The following is a 17,709-nucleotide window of genomic DNA, read 5'->3' as shown; positions in this document are numbered from 1 at the left end:
AAGTGCTTACGAAGCGATGGGCGGCGCGCGGCTGCGGGCGCCGGGGAAGATGCTCTGCCGGGCATGGCCCAGGCGCGTGGCGGGGGTGAGGGCGTTGGCGGGTGGCGGACTGCTCAGGGTGAAGGTTGAAACGCCGCCGGGCAGGGCGGGGCAGCTGTAGAGCAGGTCGCAATAGCCGCACTTGGACCAGAGGGCGTGGTGTTCGTCAGGGGCTTTGGGGTGATGGGAGTCGCCGTGGTCCATCGGCATGTCCATCGACATACCGGCGTGATGATCCATCGGCATCGCTTGGGAAATCAGCGGACCGATAAAAATCATCAGCATGGCGAACAGGCTGATCCAACCGCCGCGCCTTACGCGGGCGTGCGGGGAGAGCCTGGCGCGAGGGGCGCCCATCGAATGTCAGCCTATTGCGGGTGCTTGTGCGCGTGGCCGGCCATCGGCGGTACTTTCTGCACCGACACGTCCACCTCGACCTTGCCGGCTTTTTCGAAGGTCAGGGTCAGCGGGAATTGCTTGCCGTCGGCCAACAGGCTGCGGTCTTTGAGGCCCAACAGCATCACGTGGTACGCCATGGGCGCGAAGGTCAGGTCACCCTTGGCCGGCACGGCGACGCTGGGCACTTGTTGCATCTTCATCAGGTCGCCCTGCATGACGTGTTCGTGCAGCTCGGCCTTTTCCGCCACTGGCGTTTCGACGCTGAGCAGGCGGTCCGGGGATTCGCCGGTGTTATGAATCACAAAATACGCGGCGACGGTGGGCGCATTCGGCGGCAACTCCTGGGACCAGGGTTCGCTGACCACCAGGTCGCCGGCCTTGTAGTCCTCGGCATTGGCAGCACTGAACACCGGCAGCAGCAACGCAGCCAGAAGCAGGGAAGATTTGAGCATGGCAGTTCTCCAGAACGGTTCTAAACGCAGTTCACTTGCGAAGAAAATCAGACCGCTGGAGAGGCGCGGGGGTTGAGGCTCGGCCATTGCTGGCGCGGGGTCGGGCTTTGCAGCCGGGGCGGCGGCAAGCTCTGGGAGGTACTGAATGGGGTGAGGTACAACTGCGGCACATGCCCCGGCAACGCCACCAATGGCGCCGAGCCCGAGCAACACCAGCAATGTTGCATGGTGGAGTGGTCATCCTGCTGCGGCGCCGGAATCTCCAGCTGGCCCAGGGCGATGGTCTTGAGCGTCGCACCATTGGACGAGCAGAAACTGCCCCACAACAATTGCTGCACCGGGTCCTGGGATTGCTGCATCGCGCTGGCCAGCGGCATGGCAAAGGCGTTGAACAGCACTGCAAGGCAGGCGATCCAGGCGATTGCAAAGCGTTGACGGGCCATGGCGGACAATCCGTAGGGTTAAACGATCAGGCGGGTATTTAGCCTGATCGTAGGGGATAAGTAAAAAGGGCTGGTGTGGTTTGGTGTCGCAGTGCTATCAGATCGCTGTGGCGTGAAGCTTCAGGCCCAACGCTTTCATGACTTTCATGATAGTCGTGAATTCGGGATTGCCAGTGGCGGAGAGGGCTTTGTATAGGCTTTCGCGGCCGAGACCGGCGTCGCGGGCGATTTGGGTCATGCCCTGGGCGCGGGCGATATCGTTGAGAGCGGTGCGAATCAAAAGACCATCGCCTGCATCGTCTTCAAAGCAGGTCTCCAGGTAGGCGGCCATTTCCAAAGGGGTTTTCAAATATTTTGCCGCGTCGAAGCGAGTATAGGATTCGCTCATGAGTCATTCCTCATTGCCAAGGTTTAATGCAATTTGCTTTGCACGCTTGATGTCCCGGCTTTGTGTTGATTTGTCACCACCGACTAGCAGCAGATAAACCGCCTTGTTTCGACGAGTGAAGTAAACGCGAGACCCAGGACCGTAGTGGATTCGCATCTCGGACACTCCATCACCTACAGGCTCACAGTCACCGAAGTTTCCGGCTTCTGCCATTCGTATTCTCTTCACAACACGCACTTTTGCGAATGGATCCCGAACGGCCTCCAGCCATTGGACAAACTCAATGGTTTCATTGAAATCAATCATCTCGGATCGTATTCCTTGGGATACATCGTGGCAAGTGCGACGCACTGTGAAAACAGTGCATCTCCATCGCGGATGCTGGTGCGAATTCGCGAGGAGAGAGGTTAGGGCGGGGGCTTTTGGCTGAGCCAGCCAGCTGGTTCGGAAGTGTTTGTAGGCGGATTCGGCTTTTATGAGAAGGCCAAATGGTTGGTCATTTTTCGGGTTATTTGAAACGAGAGGAATTGCTCGGCGTTGCGCAATTGATTGAGCTGGCGCAATTGCTCGCGAAGGCGGAGTGTCTGCCAATAGATTTGGTGACTGACACACAGCCTTCGCGAGCAAGCCCGCTCCCACAGGGATTTGTGGTGGTTAGAGAGTGTTGATTGCCTGTAGTAGAGAAGGCATGGTGGTAAATTCTCGATCTACCTGAGCCAGAACGGGCCGCTTCAACACCAACACTGGCACCCCAAGCTCCCTTGCTACCTCCAGCTTCGGCTCCGTTGCCGTACTACCGCTGTTCTTGCTGATCAGCACATCAATCCCACGCAGCTCGAACAACGCCCGCTCATCCTCGATCAAAAACGGCCCGCGCGCGCCGATCACTTCGCAGCGTTCATTGCCCGGATAAACATCCAGTGCACGCAGCGTCCAGAACTGCTCCGGCGGGATCTCATCAAGGTGTTGCAACGGCTCGCGCCCCAGCGTGAACAGCGGACGCTTGAAGGGTTTGAGCGCTTCAATCAACGCGGCCCAATCACTGACCTCGCGCCAATCATCTCCCGCCTGCGGCTGCCACGCCGGGCGGCGCAAGGCCCAACATGGCACGCCGCTCAACTGCGCGGCCTCGGCAGCATTGCGGCTGATCTGCGCGGCATACGGATGGGTCGCGTCGAGAATCAGGCTAATCCCTTCATCCCGAACAAACTGCGCCAAGCCCTCAGCGCCACCATAACCACCGACCCGCACTTGGCAGGTCAGGTCGGTGGGCACGCGGCCAACGCCAGCGAGGCTGTAGATATGTTCCGGGCCCAATGTGCGAGCGATAGCCAGCGCCTCAGTCACGCCGCCCAGCAGAAGGATGCGCTTCATAGTGGCTTGACCACTTCCAGCAAGGTGATCGGCAACGCCTGGCGCCACGTGTCAAATTCCCCCAGCGGCTGCGCCTGGGCCACGTGGATACGCGTCAGTTCGCCGCCATGCCGGGCGCGCCACTCCATCAAGGTCATTTCACTTTGCAGGGTCACGGCGTTGGCGACCAAGCGCCCGCCCGGCCGCAGGTGTTGCCAGCAGGTGTCGAGTACGCCGTCGCGGGTGACGCCGCCGCCGATGAAGATGGCGTCCGGGGCTTCCAGTCCGTTCAGCGCCTCGGGCGCCTTGCCGCGAACCAATTGCAGCCCGGGCACGCCAAGGGCGTCGCGATTGTGTTCGATCAGTCCTTGGCGGCCCTCATTGGCTTCAATCGCCAGGGCGCGGCAACTCGGGTGCGCACGCATCCACTCGATACCGATGGAACCGCTGCCCGCGCCCACGTCCCACAGCAGTTCGCCAGGCATTGGCGCGAGGCGGGCGAGGGTCATGGCGCGTACATCGCGTTTGGTCAGTTGGCCGTCGTGTTTGAAGGCTGAATCCGGCAGGCCCGCCAGGCGCGACAGACGGGGTGTTTCGCCGGAGGCTACGCAATCAATGGCAACCAGATTCAAATCGGCGACTGACGCGTGTTGCCAATCCGTAGCCAGCCCGTCGATGCGCCGCTCATGCGCGCCGCCCAAATGTTCAAACACGCTCAAGCGGCTCGGCCCAAACCCGCACGAAGCCAACAAAGCGGCAATCAACGCCGGACTGCGCCCGTCATTACTCAACACCAACATCCGCACGCCACTGGCCAGATGCGCATTCAGCGCCGACAGCGGCCGGGCGACCACGGATAACGTCACCACGTCCTGCAACGGCCAGCCCAAGCGAGCCGCTGCCAGCGACACCGACGAAGGCGCCGGCAAAATCAGCAACTCTTCAGCTGCCACCTGTCGCGCGAGGCTAGCGCCTACGCCATAGAACATCGGGTCCCCACTGGCCAACACACAGACCGGCTCGCCACGCCGAGCCAGCACCGGCTCCAGGGAAAACGGGCTCGGCCACAACGCCCGCTCGCCGCGAATACACACCGGCAACAGGTCCAACTGGCGCTGAGCACCTATAATCCGCGTGGCGCGCAACAGGGCATGCCGGGCATTCCTGCCCAGCCCCTTGAAGCCGTCTTCACCGATGCCTACAACCGTCAGCCAGGGCGACATAAAGATTCCTTGAACGACATCCGACGGGCAGGCTTTTCATGCCGCCGGACAAAGCAGGCATAATACCGCGCCTTTACCCATCAACCGGTAGCCCCGTGAACCCAACGCCCGCTGTGAATACCTTGCGCCCCTCGGCTTGTCCGGGGTTGCTGCGTATTGTCCAGGCGCTGGACGGCGGCATCTGCCGGATCAAATTGGCCGGTGGTTCGATCACTGCCGCCCAAGCCCACGCGGTGGCGGATGCCGCCCAGGCCTATGCGGGCGGGGTGATCGAGGCGACCAACCGCGCCAATCTGCAGATTCGTGGGATTGGCACTGAAGAAAGCGCGCTGATTGCGATGCTGTTGGCGGCCGACCTCGGCCCCAATAACGCGGCTGGCGACGACGTGCGCAACCTGATGCTCAGTCCGAGCGCCGGGATCGATCCGCAGATGCTCTTCGATACGCGCCCGCTGGCCGAACAGATCCTGAATACCCTGCAGAGCCACCCGCGTTTCCATGAGCTGTCGGCCAAGTTCGCCGTGCAACTGGATGGCGGTGAGGCGTTGGCGATGCTCGAACATCACCATGACCTGTGGCTGTCGGCGTTCGTGCGGGAGGGCGAGACGCTTCTGGCCTTTGGCCTGGCGGGTTGTCCGGGGCTGGATGCGCCGCTGGCCGCCGTGCCATTGGACCAGGGCCATGCACTGGTGGTGGCCGTGCTGGAAGCATTTCTGGACATCGCCACGCCGGAACAGACGCGTATGCGGCATCTGTCTGTGGATAACTTATTGAGTCGTCTAACACTGCCGCTGCTGCCCTCCGATGGCTTCAACCGCCCGCCCAGTGGCGCTTTGCTGCACCTGGGCACTTATCCACAGCATCAAAATAACAAGCTCTACATCGCCGCCATCGCCCCCTTGGGTCGCCTGGATGCGACGATGCTCAAGGGCGCTGCGCACCTGGCCAGCGAATACGGCGACGGCACGCTGCGTTTCACCCCCTGGCAGGGCGTGCTGCTGCCCAACGTCGAAAAACCGCACGCTGTGACCGAACACCTGGCGCAGCTTGGCTTTCTGTGTTCAATCGACCAGCCCCTGGCGCGCATGATCGCCTGCACCGGCTCCAGCGGTTGCGGCAAGGCCCTGGCCGACACCAAGGCCGACGCGGTGCAACTCGCTGCCTTGAGCACTGACCACAACGTGCACCTGTCCGGCTGCCCGCGTTCCTGTGCCGCTGCGCACGTTGCGCCGGTGACCTTGTTGGCCGTGAGCCCCGGCCACTACGACCTCTATTTTCGCGAGGCAGCCCACCCCGGTTTCGGCCGGCTGCACGCACGCAACCTTTCTATTGAAGCGACGGGCGCCCTGCTGCGCGCCCGCCCACGGAGCAACACCGATGATTGATTACATCCGCGACGGTCAGGAGATCTATCGCAACTCCTTCGCCATTATTCGCGCGGAAGCCAAGTTGGACCGCATCCCGGCCGATCTGGAAAAACTCGCGGTGCGGGTGATTCACGCCTGCGGCATGGTCGACGCCATCGACGGCCTGCAGTTCTCCGAAGGGGCGGGCAAGGCCGGGCGCGATGCGCTGGCTGCGGGCGCGCCGATCCTGTGCGATGCGCGGATGGTCTCCGAAGGCGTGACCCGCGCACGCCTGCCGGCCAATAATCCGGTGATCTGCACCCTGCGTGATGACAGCGTGCCGGAGCTGGCGCGGGAGTTGGGCAACACCCGTTCCGCTGCCGCACTGGAGCTGTGGCGCCCGCACCTGGGAGGCAGCGTGGTGGTGATCGGCAATGCACCGACCGCGTTGTTCTACCTGCTGGAAATGCTCGATGCGGGCGCGCCGAAACCGGCGTTGATCCTCGGCTTCCCGGTGGGTTTTGTCGGCGCCGCCGAGTCCAAGGCGATGCTGGCCGCCGACAGCCGTGGCGTGCCGTTCGTGATCATGCAGGGCCGCCTGGGCGGTAGCGCCATGGCGGCCGCTGCGGTGAATGCCCTGGCCACGGAGGTCGAATAATGCAGACACGTGGACGTTTGATCGGCCTGGGCGTGGGCCCCGGTGACCCGGAACTGATCACCCTCAAGGCCCTGCGCCTGCTGCGCGAATCGCCGGTGGTGGCGTACTTCGTGGCCAAGGGCAAGAAGGGCAACGCCTTTGGCATTATCGAAGACCACCTGGTGCCGCAACAGACGCTGATGCCGTTGGTGTACCCGGTGACCACCGAAGTGTTGCCGGCGCCGATGTCCTACGAGCAGGTGATCAGCGATTTCTACGACGCCGCCAGCGTTGACGTCGCCGCACACCTGGACGCCGGCCGTGACGTGGCGGTGATCTGCGAAGGTGACCCGTTCTTCTACGGTTCCTACATGTACCTGCACGACCGCCTCGCCGAGCGCTATGAAGCGCAGGTGATTCCAGGTGTTTGCTCGATGCTCGGCGGTGCCTCGGTGCTGGGCGCGCCGTTGGTGTATCGCAACCAGAGCCTGTCGGTGCTTTCGGGCGTGTTGCCCCATGACGACCTCAAGCGCCGCCTGGCGGATGCCGATGCGGCCGTGATCATGAAGCTGGGTCGCAACTTCCCGAAAGTGCGCCAGGTGCTGGAAGAGCTCGGCCTGGCCGGGCGGGCGCTGTATGTGGAGCGCGCCACCATGGCCAACCAGAAGATCGTGCCGCTGGAACAGGTCGACCCGTCGTCGTCCCCTTACTTCTCGCTGATCATCGTGCCCGGTGAACGGTGGCAAGGTTGATGAGCCCGGCGATTGTTATTTTGGGCCAGGGCAGCCTGGCCACAGCGCGCAAGATCCAGCAGGTCTACCCCGGCGCGTTGATCCACGGCCTGGCCGGACGGGTCGACGGTGCGGACCAAGCCTACAGTGAATTCGGCGCGACCCTGCGCCAGCTGTATCAGCAAGGTACGCCGCTGATTGCGTTGTGCGCGGCCGGTATCGTTATTCGTACCTTGGCGCCGCTGCTGCTGGAAAAAGGCGAAGAGCCCGCCGTGCTGGCCGTGGCCGAAGACGGCAGCGCGGTGGTGCCGTTGCTTGGCGGCCTCGGCGGCGTGAACGTGATGGCGCGCGAAATCGCTGCTGCATTGAACGTGGCCGCTGCGATCACCACCAGTGGCGAACTGCGTTTCGGCACCTGCCTGCTTAATCCGCCAGCGGGTTATGAACTGGGCGACCTGGAGCTGGGCAAGCGTTTCGTCTCCGACCTGTTGGCCGGCGAAAGCGTGCGCATTGAAGGCGCCGCGCCGTGGCTGGACCAGGTCAACCTGCCCCAGGACCAACAGGCACGCCTGGCGATTCATGTGGGCAGTAACGCGCGCATGCCTGCCGCCGATGAATTGCTGATCTATCCGAAGAACGTCAGCGTGACCTGCAAGCCCGGCGCGCAACTGGCTGAGCGTGTACGCACGGCGTTGCATGAGGCGGGCATCGCCGTGCAGTCCCTGGCGTGCCTGCTGGCCAGTGATACGCAGATGGCCGAAGCGTCGTTGCATGAGGCAGCGTTGGTGTTGGGAGTACCGCTGCGATTTGCCAGCGTGATCCAGGACGCGGATATCGTCATCAACGTTGCCGAGCAACCCCTGGACTTGTCGCAAGTCGGCCGCGTGCGTGGTCGCCTGGCCGTGATCGGCCTGGGCCCCGGCGCTGCCGAGTTGATGGTGCCAGCGGTCAAGGCTGAACTGGCACGCTGTACCGACGTGCTCGGTTACGAAACCTACGTGCGCATGGCCGGGCCCTTCCGGGACGATCAGGTGCAGCACTGCACCGACAACCGCGAAGAAATGCAGCGTGCCCGCCACGCCTTCGAACTCGCGGCCCAAGGTCGTTCGGTGGTGGTGGTGTCGTCTGGCGACCCCGGTGTGTTCGCCATGGCTGCTGCTGTGATCGAAGCCCTGCACGAATCCGGTGATCCGGCCTGGCATCAGGTCGACCTGGAAATCCTGCCGGGTGTTTCGGCCTCGCTCGCCACCGCCGCCCAGGCCGGTGCACCGTTGGGTCATGACTTCTGCGTGATGTCGCTGTCAGACAACCTCAAGCCCTGGTCGATCATCGAAAAGCGCCTGGACCTGGCCTCCCAGGCCGATCTGGCGCTGGCGTTCTACAACCCGATCTCGCGCTCGCGGCCGTGGCAACTGGGACGTGCGCTGGAAATCGTCGCACTTCATCGCACGCCTGAAACGCCGGTGGTGCTGGGCCGGGATATTGGCCGGCCAGGCCAGACCCTGCGCGTCACTACCCTGGGGCAACTGACGCCGGAGCAGGTGGACATGCGCACCATGGTGCTGATCGGCTCGTCCACCACCGTCACCTTCCCGCGGGCCGGTGGCGGTGAGTGGGTGTACACGCCGCGCTGGTACGGCGAGAAACCCGCCTCCTGAAAAGGGCCCCTCGGGGGCCTGAAAGCTCCGAATGACCCAGGGATTTTCCTGGCGTTGTCCGGGGCTTTTTCTTTTTTCTGCGACGAAATCCGGAAGCCTGTCAGGCATGCCGCGTGATTGCTGGGCGGGACGGTTTGACGGCGTGCGCCAAGGGATGTTTGTCGTCTGGAAAACGCTCCAGCCAGTGGACTAGGGTGGACATAAGCCCCGAGTTGGGGTGCTTGTGGAGAACCAAAATGGAGCGACATCACAGAAGGATCAACAATAAAAAAAGGCGCAAGCTGATTGCCGCCTACAAGTTGCCGGGAGCGTCTGGAGCGCTTAAGGCTTTGCCGTTGGACATCGAGGACGACTTCAACGCCGCCGTGGTCAACAACGGCGTCATCTCGTTTGCCGAAGGCTTGTCCGGCTTGAATCGGGAATACGTGCGCAAGAGCTATTTGCTGGCCAGCAGCTACGTCAGCGATGTGTTGAAAGTACAGCGCGGTACCGAGGATTGGTACGACGAGTTCATCAAGGTGATGGTCAGCCTGGGGTGGTTGCCGGTGCGCAGCCGCTTCGAACGGGTTTCACGTTCCGGCAAGGGCCTGACCGTGCAATGGGCGGCGCTGAATATCATCACCACCCTGCTGGCGTCGACCTCATTGTCCGGGCACTTGCTGAGCACCTTGCCGAAACTGGCGGCCGATGCTTTGGACGCATTGAAGCAGGCGCCCGGGACGTTCGAACTGTTCAAACGCAACAGCGCGGTACACCAAGGCGGCGACTTCGGCCTGGCGTCCTGTGCCGAAACGGACGGTGAACTGATGATGGTGCTGGTGACCTACAGCAGCCATGGCGTTAGCAAGCAGGTAGGGCTGCCCTTCCTGGAGTGGGACAGCTCCTCGTTCGAGGCCTTCAGCGGGCAGACGTACCTGGTGCTGAATACCTCGGTGGTCAACGAAAAGACGATCCAACTGATGCGCGAGAGTGCGGGCGACAAAGTGCAGTTGGCGATCGCCAAGTACCGGATCTAAGGCACCAGGTAACCGCGCACACCGGTGAAGATGATTTGCGCGGCCAGGGCGCACACAAACAACCCCATCAACCGACTGACAATCTGCAAACCCTGGTCACCGAGAATGCGTTCGATACGGTTGGACAGGTACAGCACCACGCCCACCGTGAGGCTGGCCAGGGCGATGCTGAGGATGGCGGTGAGCTTGTCATCCCAGTGCGGCTGGCTCACCCCCATTACCAGCAGCGCACCGATGGTGCCGGGGCCGACGGTGAGGGGAATGGTCAGCGGCACGATGGTCACATCCTGCTGCACGTTGTCGGTCTGCACCGCCGACTTGCCCTGAGCCATGCCCAGGGCGGAGATAAACAGCACACTGCCGGCGCCGATGCGGAAGGCGTCGACGGTGATGCCGAACACGCTGAAAATCACGCGGCCGAACAAGTAGAGCAACACGCTCGATACCAGGGTCGCCAACGCCACCTTCCACGCCAGGCGCCGCCGTTCTTTGCTGGAGTAGCCACGGGTCAGGCTGATAAAGCAGGACAGCACAAAGAACGGGCTGTAGAGCACCAGCATTTTCAGGTAGACACTGAATAACACGTGGAGCATGTGAGTGGCTCGCGGCAGAGAAAGAGTCGGGGAAGTCTATCAGGCGACAGAGAACAAATGTGGGAGCGGGCTTGCTCGCGAATGCGGTGTGTCAGTCAATGCATCTTTAACTGATCCACCGCATTCGCGAGCAAGCCCGCTCCCACATGGGGACTGTATTTCAAGTCAAGAAGGTGCGTGTTCCGGGCGTTGCTGACGCTGCGCCACCCAGAACTCCACCAGCTCACGCAACTGCGACAACTCCACCGGCTTGGCCATATGCCCATCCATCCCGGCCTGGCGTGCGCGTTCTTTATGTTCCGACAGGATGTGCGCCGTCAGCGCCACCACCGGTGTGCGAATACGCTGGTGGCTGACTTCCCACGCGCGCAGCTGTTGGGTGGCCGAGAAACCATCGAGGATCGGCATTTCACAGTCCATCAACACCAGGTCATAGCGCTGGGCTTTCATCGCTTCCAGCGCTTCTTCGCCATTGCTGGCGGTGTCGGGGTTGAGGTTGAGCTTGCCGAGCATGCCGCGGATCACTTTGGTGGAGATGCTGTTGTCTTCGGCCACCAGGATGCGGAAATCCGTCGGCACGGTGATGGCCGCCGGCGTATTGAGGACCGGGCGAGGTGGAACGTTGCCCTTGCTGCGTTGGGTCAGTTCATCGGCCAGGGTGGTCTTGAGCGTGTAGCCGGCCACGGGTTTGGCGAGGATGCGCTTGATCCCGCAATTGCGCGCGATGATCTTGCTCGGCGCGTTGCTGATGCCGGTGAGCATGATCAGCAGGATGTCGTGGTTCAGACTCGGGTCTTCCTTGATCTTCGCCGCCAGTTGCATGCCGGTCATGCCGGGCATGTTCTGGTCCAGCAGCACCACGTCGAAGTAATCGCGCAGGTGCGCCTTGGTGCGCAACAGCGCCAGGGCTTCCTTGCCCGATGGCACGGCGCTGACGTTGAGGCCCCAGGCCGAGCATTGCTGCACCAATACTTTACGGCAGGTGTCGTTGTCGTCCACCACCAGCACCCGTGCGCCCTTGAGTGGGCCGTCGAGGTCGGAGGTCGGGTGTTCCAGGCGTTCCGGGTCCAGCGGCAGGGTCAGCCACAAGGTGCTGCCCTGGTGGCTGCCGCTCTTGATGCCGAACTCGCCGTTCATCAGCAGGATCAGTTGGCGAGCGATGACCAGGCCCAGGTGACCGTTCAGGCGGGTGGCGGAGAAGAAGTTCTTGCTGTGCAGTTCGCTGTGCAGCAGGGCGTCACGTTCGGCGGCTTCCATCGGCAGGCCGCTGTCCTGCACGGCAATGCGCAGACGCGGCTTGGTGCTGCGATCATCCAGCGCGACGACGATCAGCACTTCGCCTTCGTCGGTCTTCTGCAGGGCGTTTTCCAGCAGGCTCAACATGGCCTGGCGCAGGCGCGTCGGGTCGCCGCTGATCACGCGGGGCACCTGGGGTTGGATAAAGCTGATCAGCTCGACGTTCTGTTGTTCAGCCTTGGCGCGGAAGATACTCAGGCAATCTTCGATCAGCGCATTGAGGTCGAACTGCACGTCATCCAATTCGATCTGGCCGGACTCCAGCTTGGAGATGTCGAGGATTTCGTTGATCAGCGTGAGCAGTTCATTGCCGGCGCTGTGGATGGTCTGCACGTAGTCGCGCTGTTTTACCGACAGCGGCGTGCCCAGCAACAGTTCGGTCATGCCCAGCACGCCGTTCATGGGCGTGCGGATTTCATGGCTGATCTTGGCCAGGAACTCGGCCTTGGCGGCAATCTCGGCATTGCTTGCCGCCAGGTCGCGGCTGAGGCTGAAGCGCGCTTCGACAATCGCACGCTGGCGTTCGCCCAGCGCCAGGCTCATCAACAGACCGCTAAGGCAGATAAACGCCAGCAGTGTGACGATCAGGCCCTGGGGCGTGACCATCGTCAGGCCCAGTAGCGCCGGCAAAATGATCAGCGTGCCGATGTTGAACACCACCATCGCCGCCACGAACAGGCGGGCCGGACGGTAGCCTTTCTGCCAGTGGTAGGCCGAGACGAACAGCATGCTCAAGCCGGCCAGGGCCACCAGGGCATAGGTGATGATGTTCAGCGGCAGGGTGTTGACGAACAACAGCAGCAGGCCGCACAGCACGATAAACAGGATGTCGGCCATCAACAGCTTGTTCAGCGGGTGTGGGCCCAAAGGCATGAAGAACCGGTAGGCAAACATCAGCCCGCACGGCGCGGTCAGCAGCAGGGCCAGGTAGGCGCCTGGGGTCTGGATAGCGTGCCAGTTCGGCAGCCAAGGGCCGATCAGGTTCAGCAGCAGCGCGAGGCTGAGCATCAGCAGGATCTCGCAGGCCGCCAGCCACAGGCTGCTGCGCGAGCGGTGGTAGGCGAAGCGTGTGAGGTTGTGCAGGATCAGCATCAATAGGCAGCCGAACAGCAGGCCGTAGATCAGCGTCTGGGTCTGGTCGGCGGCGGCGAGCACGGCCGGTTCCAGGGTGATATACGGGCGCAGCTCATGTTCCGAGACCAGGCGCAGGTAAACTTCCAGGGGCTTCTGGCTCTGGGGCATCGGCAGCATGAAGTCGCTGCTCGGCAATGGGCGCTCCGCCTGGGGCTGGCGTGTGCCGGTGCTCTGCTGCTCCACCAGGGTGTCGCCGTCCAGTACATAGAGGCTCAGGTGGGACAAATCCGGAGCAAAGACCCGCAGCACTTGTTCGTGTCTGCCGGGTTGCAGCTTGAAACGCACCCACAACGCACCGTCCGGTTCCGCGGCGGTAATGCGGTCCAGTTCGATGGGGCTGAATTGATTGGTGTAGCGCGAGGAACGGATGTCGCTCAGTTGCAGGTCGGCCTGTTCATCAAGCAATACTGCCCAGCCACTGCCTTGCGCGGCGGCCTGGGCCGGGAACAAGCAGAGCAGTGTCAGCAGACTGACAGTGAAACCTATGGCGATCCTGAGCCAGCGCACGGCGAAATCCCTTCGTAGGTTGATGCACGGTTAACTATGCGCGGGTAGGCCTGCATACGGCAAGGGCCAGAGGCCCTTGCCTAGCCGAACGGATAGCGACTTACTGGCTTTCGCCACGCTCCCGCGCAATGGCGCGATAGCCGATGTCCTTGCGATAGAAGCAGCCTTTCCAGTCGATTTTTGCAGCCAGCTTATAAGCCTGTTGCTGCGCGGCGTCGACGCTGGCGCCCATGGCGGTGGCGCACAACACACGGCCACCGGCGGTCACGACCTGGCCATCCTTGAGCGCAGTGCCCGCATGGAACACTTTGCCTTCCAGCGTAGCCGCCGCGTCGAGACCTTCAATCACGTCGCCCTTGGCGTAATCGGCAGGGTAGCCACCGGCTGCCAGCACAATGCCGACGCTCGGACGTGGATCCCACTGGGCTTCTACCTTGTCCAGGGCCTGGGCCAGGGCAGCTTCCACCAGCAATACCAGGCTCGATTGCAGACGCAGCATCACCGGTTGGGTTTCCGGGTCGCCGAAGCGGCAGTTGAACTCGATGACTTTCGGGTTACCGGCTTTGTCGATCATCAGGCCGGCATACAGGAAACCGGTGTACACATTGCCTTCGTCGGCCATGCCACGCACGGTCGGCCAGATCACCAGGTCCATGACGCGCTGGTGCACGTCGGCGGTGACCACCGGGGCAGGGGAGTAGGCACCCATGCCGCCGGTGTTCGGGCCGGTGTCGCCGTCGCCGACGCGTTTGTGGTCCTGGCTGGTGGCCATCGGCAGAACGTTCTTGCCGTCGACCATCACGATAAAGCTGGCTTCTTCACCGTCGAGGAACTCCTCGATCACCACACGGGAACCGGCGTCACCGAATGAGTTGCCGGCGAGCATGTCGCGCACGGCGTCTTCGGCTTCCTGCAGGGTCATGGCGACGATCACGCCTTTGCCGGCGGCCAGGCCATCGGCCTTGATCACGATCGGCGCACCTTTTTCACGCAGGTAAGCCAGGGCCGGCTCGATCTCGGTGAAGTTCTGGTAGTCGGCAGTCGGGATCTTGTGGCGCGCCAGGAAGTCCTTGGTGAATGCCTTGGAGCCTTCCAGTTGGGCGGCACCCGCGGTTGGGCCGAAGCAATCCAGGCCACGGCTGCGGAACAGGTCCACCACGCCGGCAACCAATGGCACTTCCGGACCGACGATGGTCAGGGATACATTTTTTTCCGCGAAATCTGCCAGCTGCTCAAGGGCCAGTACGTCGATAGCGACGTTCTCGCACTTGGCTTCAATGGCGGTACCGGCGTTGCCGGGTGCTACGAATACTTTCTGGACGCGCGGGTCCTGGGCAACTTTCCAGGCCAGGGCGTGTTCACGGCCACCGCTGCCAATGATCAAAACATTCATGTCAAAAACCTCAAATTCTGTCAGTGGCGGAAGTGGCGCATGCCGGTGAAGACCATGGCGATGCCGGCTTCATCAGCGGCGGCGATGACTTCTGCATCACGCATCGAGCCACCCGGTTGGATCACGGCGGTCACGCCAGCTTTCGCGGCGTTGTCCAGGCCGTCGCGGAACGGGAAAAATGCGTCGGAAGCCATCACCGAACCCACCACTTGCAAACCAGCATGTTCAGCCTTGATCGCGGCGATACGCGCCGAGTTCACGCGGCTCATCTGGCCGGCGCCGACACCGATAGTCTGGCGGTTCTTGGCGTAGACGATGGCGTTGGATTTAACGTATTTAGCCACTTTCCAGGCGAAGATCAGGTCGTTGATCTCTTGCTCGGTCGGCGCGCGCTGGGTCACCACTTTCAGGTCTTCGCTGCCGATCATGCCGATGTCGCGGCTCTGTACCAGCAAGCCGCCGTTGACGCGCTTGTAGTCCCAGGCAGCGGCGCGTTCAGCCGACCATTCGCCGCAGGCCAGCAGGCGCACGTTGGCTTTGGCCGCCACGATGGCGCGGGCTTCCTCGCTGACGCTTGGGGCGATGATCACTTCAACGAACTGACGCTCAACGATCGCCTTGGCGGTCTCGGCATCCAGCTCACGGTTGAAGGCGATGATGCCGCCGAACGCCGACTCGGTGTCGGTGGCGTAGGCCAGTTCGTACGCTTGGCGGATACCGCCTTCAGCGTCCGGGCTCACCGCCACGCCGCACGGGTTGGCGTGCTTGACGATCACACAGGCTGGCTTGACGAAGCTCTTCACACACTCCAGCGCGGCGTCGGTGTCGGCCACGTTGTTGTAGGACAGCTCCTTGCCTTGCAGCTGGGTCGCGGTGGCGATGCCCACTTCGGCCGGCTTGGCTTCCACGTAGAACGCCGCGCTCTGGTGCGGGTTCTCGCCGTAGCGCATTTCCTGGGCCTTGATGAACTGGCTGTTGAAGGTGCGCGGGAATTGGCTGCGGCCTTCGGTCGACAGGGTTTCAGCCGTCTGGTTAACAGTGCCCATGTAGTTGGCGATCATGCCGTCGTAGGCGGCGGTGTGTTCGAAGGCCTTGAGCATCAGGTCGAAGCGCTGGGCGTAGGTCAGGCCACCGGCTTTAAGGCTTTCCAGCACGTTGGCGTAATCGCTGGCGTTGACCACGATGGCCACGTCTTTGTGGTTCTTGGCCGCCGAGCGCACCATGGTCGGGCCGCCGATATCGATGTTTTCGATGGCGGTCGGCAGGTCGCAGCCTGGCTTGCTGATGGTGGCTTCGAACGGGTAGAGGTTAACGGCCACCAGGTCGATCGGCTTGATGCCGTGCTCGGCCATGATCGCGTCGTCGGTGCCGCGACGGCCGAGGATGCCGCCGTGGATTTTCGGGTGCAGGGTCTTGACCCGACCGTCCATCATTTCTGCGAAACCGGTGTAGTCCGCCACTTCCACTGCGGCCACGCCGTTGTCCTGCAGCAGTTTGAAGGTCCCGCCCGTGGAGAGGATTTCCACGCCCAGGGCTTCCAGCTCCCGGGCAAATTCGAGGATGCCGGTCTTGTCGGAAACGCTGATCAAGGCGCGGCGGATCGGCAGGCGGGTAGTCTGGTCGGTCATTTCAATTTCCATCAAAAGCAAAGGAGTCAGCAAAAAAGGCGACCGGTTTTACGCGGGCGCCTTTCTGGTTTGATTGAATGCTTACAGCAAATCGTATTGCTTGAGCTTTTTGCGCAAGGTGCCACGGTTGAGGCCCAGCAGCTCACTGGCTTTGGTCTGGTTGCCCTTGACGTAGTTCATCACGCTTTCGAGCAAGGGCGCCTCGACTTCGGAGAGCACCAGGTTGTACACGTCCGTGACGGAAGCGCCCTCAAGGTGGGCGAAATAATTGTGCAGCGCCTTCTCGACACTCCCGCGAAGGGTCTGGCCTTCTTCGCTCGGCGTGTTGAGGTGCTGTTTCAAATTGACGTTGTCGCTCACGGGTGTTGTTCCACTCACTAAAGTCTCGGTCATCATCGTCATGCGGCCACCCCCTCTCCGTCCCCTGTCCCCAGGCTCTTGTAACGCTCGCTGAAAAACTCACGAACGTTGGCGCACTGTGCTTCCGTATCATCCAAACGATTGAAGTGGGCGCGAAACTCCCTGGCGCCCGGCAGGGTTGCGAGATACCAGCCGACATGCTTGCGAGCAATGCGTACTCCCATCACGTCTCCATAGAAGGCGTGCAGGGCGGCCAGATGCTCTAGCAGAATACGTTCCACCTCGATCAGCTCCGGTGCCGGCAACACTTCACCGGTACGCAGAAAATGCTCGATCTCACGAAAAATCCACGGCCGCCCCTGGGCAGCCCGGCCAATCAACAAGCCATCGGCGCCGGTCGCGTGCAGCACGCGCCGGGCTTTCTCGGCGGAGTCGATGTCGCCATTGGCAAACACCGGCATCGACACCGCCTGCTTGATCGCGGCGATGGTGTCGTACTCGGCTTCACCTGTGTAAAGGTCGGCGCGGGTGCGGCCATGCACCGCCAGCGCTGAAATGCCTGCCTGTTCGGCGATCTTCGCCACCGTCAGGCCGTTCTTGTTGTCCCGGTCCCAGCCGGTACGGATCTTCAGGGTGACCGGCACATCCACTGCGGCGACAACGGCCTGCAGGATCTCGGCAACCAATTGCTCATCTTTCAACAGGGCGGAACCGGCGGCCTTGTTGCAGACCTTCTTGGCCGGGCAGCCCATGTTGATGTCGATGATCTGCGCCCCCAACTCCACATTGGCCCGGGCCGCATCCGCCAGCATCTGTGCATCGCCACCGGCGATCTGTACCGAGCGCGGCTCGGGATCACCTTCGTGGATCATGCGCATCCGCGATTTGCGGGTGTTCCACAAGCTCATGTCGCTGGTGACCATTTCCGAGACTACAAGACCTGCGCCCAAACGCTTGCACAGCTGACGAAAGGGCTGGTCGGTAACCCCCGCCATCGGGGCGAGGATCAAGCCGTTCTGCAATGTATATGGGCCGATGCGTACCGCCGACATAGGACTTCCCTGTTGTGGGGCCGGATCATTAGAGTTCGAAAAAGGGTTGGCATGATACCCG

At 62.2% G+C, this 17,709-nt stretch carries 18 protein-coding genes; 5 read left to right on the top strand and 13 right to left on the bottom strand.

What is annotated here, in order from left to right:
- Positions 1–6: 6 nt before the first annotated feature.
- From HX812_RS13500 to HX812_RS13470, 7 genes are all read right to left on the bottom strand, one after another.
- Positions 7–396 (bottom strand): DUF2946 domain-containing protein, encoded by a 390-nt coding sequence (locus tag HX812_RS13500; RefSeq protein ID WP_016976979.1) that lies wholly within the window; start codon positions 394–396, stop codon positions 7–9.
- An 11-nt stretch (positions 397–407) separates the two neighbouring features.
- Positions 408–890: a copper chaperone PCu(A)C gene (locus HX812_RS13495; protein WP_038842902.1), complete on the bottom strand. Its 483-nt coding sequence runs from the start codon at positions 888–890 to the stop codon at positions 408–410.
- Between the two features lie 47 nt (positions 891–937).
- Positions 938–1,333 carry a DUF2946 domain-containing protein gene (locus HX812_RS13490; protein ID WP_038842900.1) on the bottom strand — a complete coding sequence of 132 codons (396 nt, stop codon included), beginning with the start codon at positions 1,331–1,333 and terminating at the stop codon, positions 938–940.
- A 97-nt stretch (positions 1,334–1,430) separates the two neighbouring features.
- Positions 1,431–1,721, bottom strand: a complete 291-nt coding sequence (locus HX812_RS13485) for an addiction module antidote protein (protein WP_038842899.1) — start codon at positions 1,719–1,721, stop codon at positions 1,431–1,433.
- A gap of 3 nt (positions 1,722–1,724) precedes the next feature.
- Entirely contained in the window at positions 1,725–2,027 is a 303-nt protein-coding gene (locus tag HX812_RS13480) for a type II toxin-antitoxin system RelE/ParE family toxin (RefSeq protein ID WP_038842896.1), read from the bottom strand.
- A gap of 348 nt (positions 2,028–2,375) precedes the next feature.
- Positions 2,376–3,095 (bottom strand): cobalt-precorrin-6A reductase, encoded by a 720-nt coding sequence (locus tag HX812_RS13475; protein WP_038842893.1) that lies wholly within the window; start codon positions 3,093–3,095, stop codon positions 2,376–2,378.
- Complete coding sequence (locus HX812_RS13470) at positions 3,092–4,297, bottom strand: bifunctional cobalt-precorrin-7 (C(5))-methyltransferase/cobalt-precorrin-6B (C(15))-methyltransferase (RefSeq protein ID WP_038842890.1); 1,206 nt, start codon at positions 4,295–4,297, stop codon at positions 3,092–3,094. The genes HX812_RS13475 and HX812_RS13470 overlap by 4 nt, the downstream gene beginning before the upstream one ends.
- 38 nt (positions 4,298–4,335) lie before the next feature.
- Here HX812_RS13470 and cobG point away from each other — a divergent pair, with 38 nt between their 5' ends.
- The 5 genes from cobG to HX812_RS13445 all read left to right on the top strand — a co-directional run bounded on the left by cobG (position 4,336) and on the right by HX812_RS13445 (position 9,685).
- On the top strand, positions 4,336–5,682 hold the full coding sequence (gene cobG / locus HX812_RS13465; protein ID WP_038842887.1) for a precorrin-3B synthase: 1,347 nt from the start codon (positions 4,336–4,338) through the stop codon (positions 5,680–5,682).
- Entirely contained in the window at positions 5,675–6,301 is a 627-nt protein-coding gene (locus HX812_RS13460; RefSeq protein WP_038842886.1) for a precorrin-8X methylmutase, read from the top strand. The genes cobG and HX812_RS13460 overlap by 8 nt, the downstream gene beginning before the upstream one ends.
- Positions 6,301–7,032, top strand: a complete 732-nt coding sequence (locus HX812_RS13455) for a precorrin-2 C(20)-methyltransferase (protein ID WP_038842884.1) — start codon at positions 6,301–6,303, stop codon at positions 7,030–7,032. The genes HX812_RS13460 and HX812_RS13455 overlap by 1 nt, the downstream gene beginning before the upstream one ends.
- Positions 7,032–8,669: a precorrin-3B C(17)-methyltransferase gene (gene cobJ / locus HX812_RS13450; RefSeq protein ID WP_038842881.1), complete on the top strand. Its 1,638-nt coding sequence runs from the start codon at positions 7,032–7,034 to the stop codon at positions 8,667–8,669. Before HX812_RS13455 ends, cobJ begins: the two co-directional genes overlap by 1 nt.
- A 236-nt stretch (positions 8,670–8,905) precedes the next feature.
- Positions 8,906–9,685: a hypothetical protein gene (locus HX812_RS13445; protein ID WP_038842879.1), complete on the top strand. Its 780-nt coding sequence runs from the start codon at positions 8,906–8,908 to the stop codon at positions 9,683–9,685.
- Here the strand turns inward: HX812_RS13445 and HX812_RS13440 are convergent.
- From HX812_RS13440 to dusB, 6 genes are all read right to left on the bottom strand, one after another.
- Entirely contained in the window at positions 9,682–10,278 is a 597-nt protein-coding gene (locus tag HX812_RS13440; RefSeq protein ID WP_003171467.1) for a MarC family protein, read from the bottom strand. The two genes, HX812_RS13445 and HX812_RS13440, sit on opposite strands and share 4 nt — an antisense overlap.
- 165 nt (positions 10,279–10,443) lie before the next feature.
- Positions 10,444–13,215, bottom strand: a complete 2,772-nt coding sequence (locus HX812_RS13435; protein WP_038844710.1) for a hybrid sensor histidine kinase/response regulator — start codon at positions 13,213–13,215, stop codon at positions 10,444–10,446.
- A 100-nt stretch (positions 13,216–13,315) separates the two neighbouring features.
- Positions 13,316–14,608 carry a phosphoribosylamine--glycine ligase gene (purD, locus tag HX812_RS13430; RefSeq protein ID WP_038844711.1) on the bottom strand — a complete coding sequence of 431 codons (1,293 nt, stop codon included), beginning with the start codon at positions 14,606–14,608 and terminating at the stop codon, positions 13,316–13,318.
- Positions 14,609–14,628: 20 nt separating this feature from the next.
- Positions 14,629–16,236: a bifunctional phosphoribosylaminoimidazolecarboxamide formyltransferase/IMP cyclohydrolase gene (purH, locus tag HX812_RS13425; protein WP_038844713.1), complete on the bottom strand. Its 1,608-nt coding sequence runs from the start codon at positions 16,234–16,236 to the stop codon at positions 14,629–14,631.
- A gap of 81 nt (positions 16,237–16,317) precedes the next feature.
- On the bottom strand, positions 16,318–16,638 hold the full coding sequence (gene fis, locus HX812_RS13420; protein ID WP_002555375.1) for a DNA-binding transcriptional regulator Fis: 321 nt from the start codon (positions 16,636–16,638) through the stop codon (positions 16,318–16,320).
- Positions 16,635–17,648, bottom strand: a complete 1,014-nt coding sequence (gene dusB / locus HX812_RS13415; protein WP_038844715.1) for a tRNA dihydrouridine synthase DusB — start codon at positions 17,646–17,648, stop codon at positions 16,635–16,637. Before dusB ends, fis begins: the two co-directional genes overlap by 4 nt.
- Positions 17,649–17,709: the final 61 nt, after the last annotated feature.

This window comes from Pseudomonas sp. IPO3749, assembly GCF_013386605.1.
Classification (GTDB): domain Bacteria; phylum Pseudomonadota; class Gammaproteobacteria; order Pseudomonadales; family Pseudomonadaceae; genus Aquipseudomonas; species Aquipseudomonas azotoformans_A.
This window is presented reverse-complemented; position numbering and strand designations above follow the sequence as displayed.

Excerpts from the sequence above, each read along its gene's own strand:
- HX812_RS13500 (WP_016976979.1), bottom strand. The coding sequence starts at position 396 with ATGGGCGCCCCTCGCGCCAGGCTCTCCCCGCACGCCCGCGTAAGGCGC.
- HX812_RS13495 (WP_038842902.1), bottom strand. The coding sequence starts at position 890 with ATGCTCAAATCTTCCCTGCTTCTGGCTGCGTTGCTGCTGCCGGTGTTC.
- HX812_RS13490 (WP_038842900.1), bottom strand. The coding sequence starts at position 1,333 with ATGGCCCGTCAACGCTTTGCAATCGCCTGGATCGCCTGCCTTGCAGTG.
- HX812_RS13485 (WP_038842899.1), bottom strand. The coding sequence starts at position 1,721 with ATGAGCGAATCCTATACTCGCTTCGACGCGGCAAAATATTTGAAAACC.
- HX812_RS13480 (WP_038842896.1), bottom strand. The coding sequence starts at position 2,027 with ATGATTGATTTCAATGAAACCATTGAGTTTGTCCAATGGCTGGAGGCC.
- HX812_RS13475 (WP_038842893.1), bottom strand. The coding sequence starts at position 3,095 with ATGAAGCGCATCCTTCTGCTGGGCGGCGTGACTGAGGCGCTGGCTATC.
- HX812_RS13470 (WP_038842890.1), bottom strand. The coding sequence starts at position 4,297 with ATGTCGCCCTGGCTGACGGTTGTAGGCATCGGTGAAGACGGCTTCAAG.
- cobG (WP_038842887.1), top strand. The coding sequence starts at position 4,336 with ATGCCGCCGGACAAAGCAGGCATAATACCGCGCCTTTACCCATCAACC.
- HX812_RS13460 (WP_038842886.1), top strand. The coding sequence starts at position 5,675 with ATGATTGATTACATCCGCGACGGTCAGGAGATCTATCGCAACTCCTTC.
- HX812_RS13455 (WP_038842884.1), top strand. The coding sequence starts at position 6,301 with ATGCAGACACGTGGACGTTTGATCGGCCTGGGCGTGGGCCCCGGTGAC.
- cobJ (WP_038842881.1), top strand. The coding sequence starts at position 7,032 with ATGAGCCCGGCGATTGTTATTTTGGGCCAGGGCAGCCTGGCCACAGCG.
- HX812_RS13445 (WP_038842879.1), top strand. The coding sequence starts at position 8,906 with ATGGAGCGACATCACAGAAGGATCAACAATAAAAAAAGGCGCAAGCTG.
- HX812_RS13440 (WP_003171467.1), bottom strand. The coding sequence starts at position 10,278 with ATGCTCCACGTGTTATTCAGTGTCTACCTGAAAATGCTGGTGCTCTAC.
- purD (WP_038844711.1), bottom strand. The coding sequence starts at position 14,608 with ATGAATGTTTTGATCATTGGCAGCGGTGGCCGTGAACACGCCCTGGCC.
- purH (WP_038844713.1), bottom strand. The coding sequence starts at position 16,236 with ATGACCGACCAGACTACCCGCCTGCCGATCCGCCGCGCCTTGATCAGC.
- fis (WP_002555375.1), bottom strand. The coding sequence starts at position 16,638 with ATGACGATGATGACCGAGACTTTAGTGAGTGGAACAACACCCGTGAGC.
- dusB (WP_038844715.1), bottom strand. The coding sequence starts at position 17,648 with ATGTCGGCGGTACGCATCGGCCCATATACATTGCAGAACGGCTTGATC.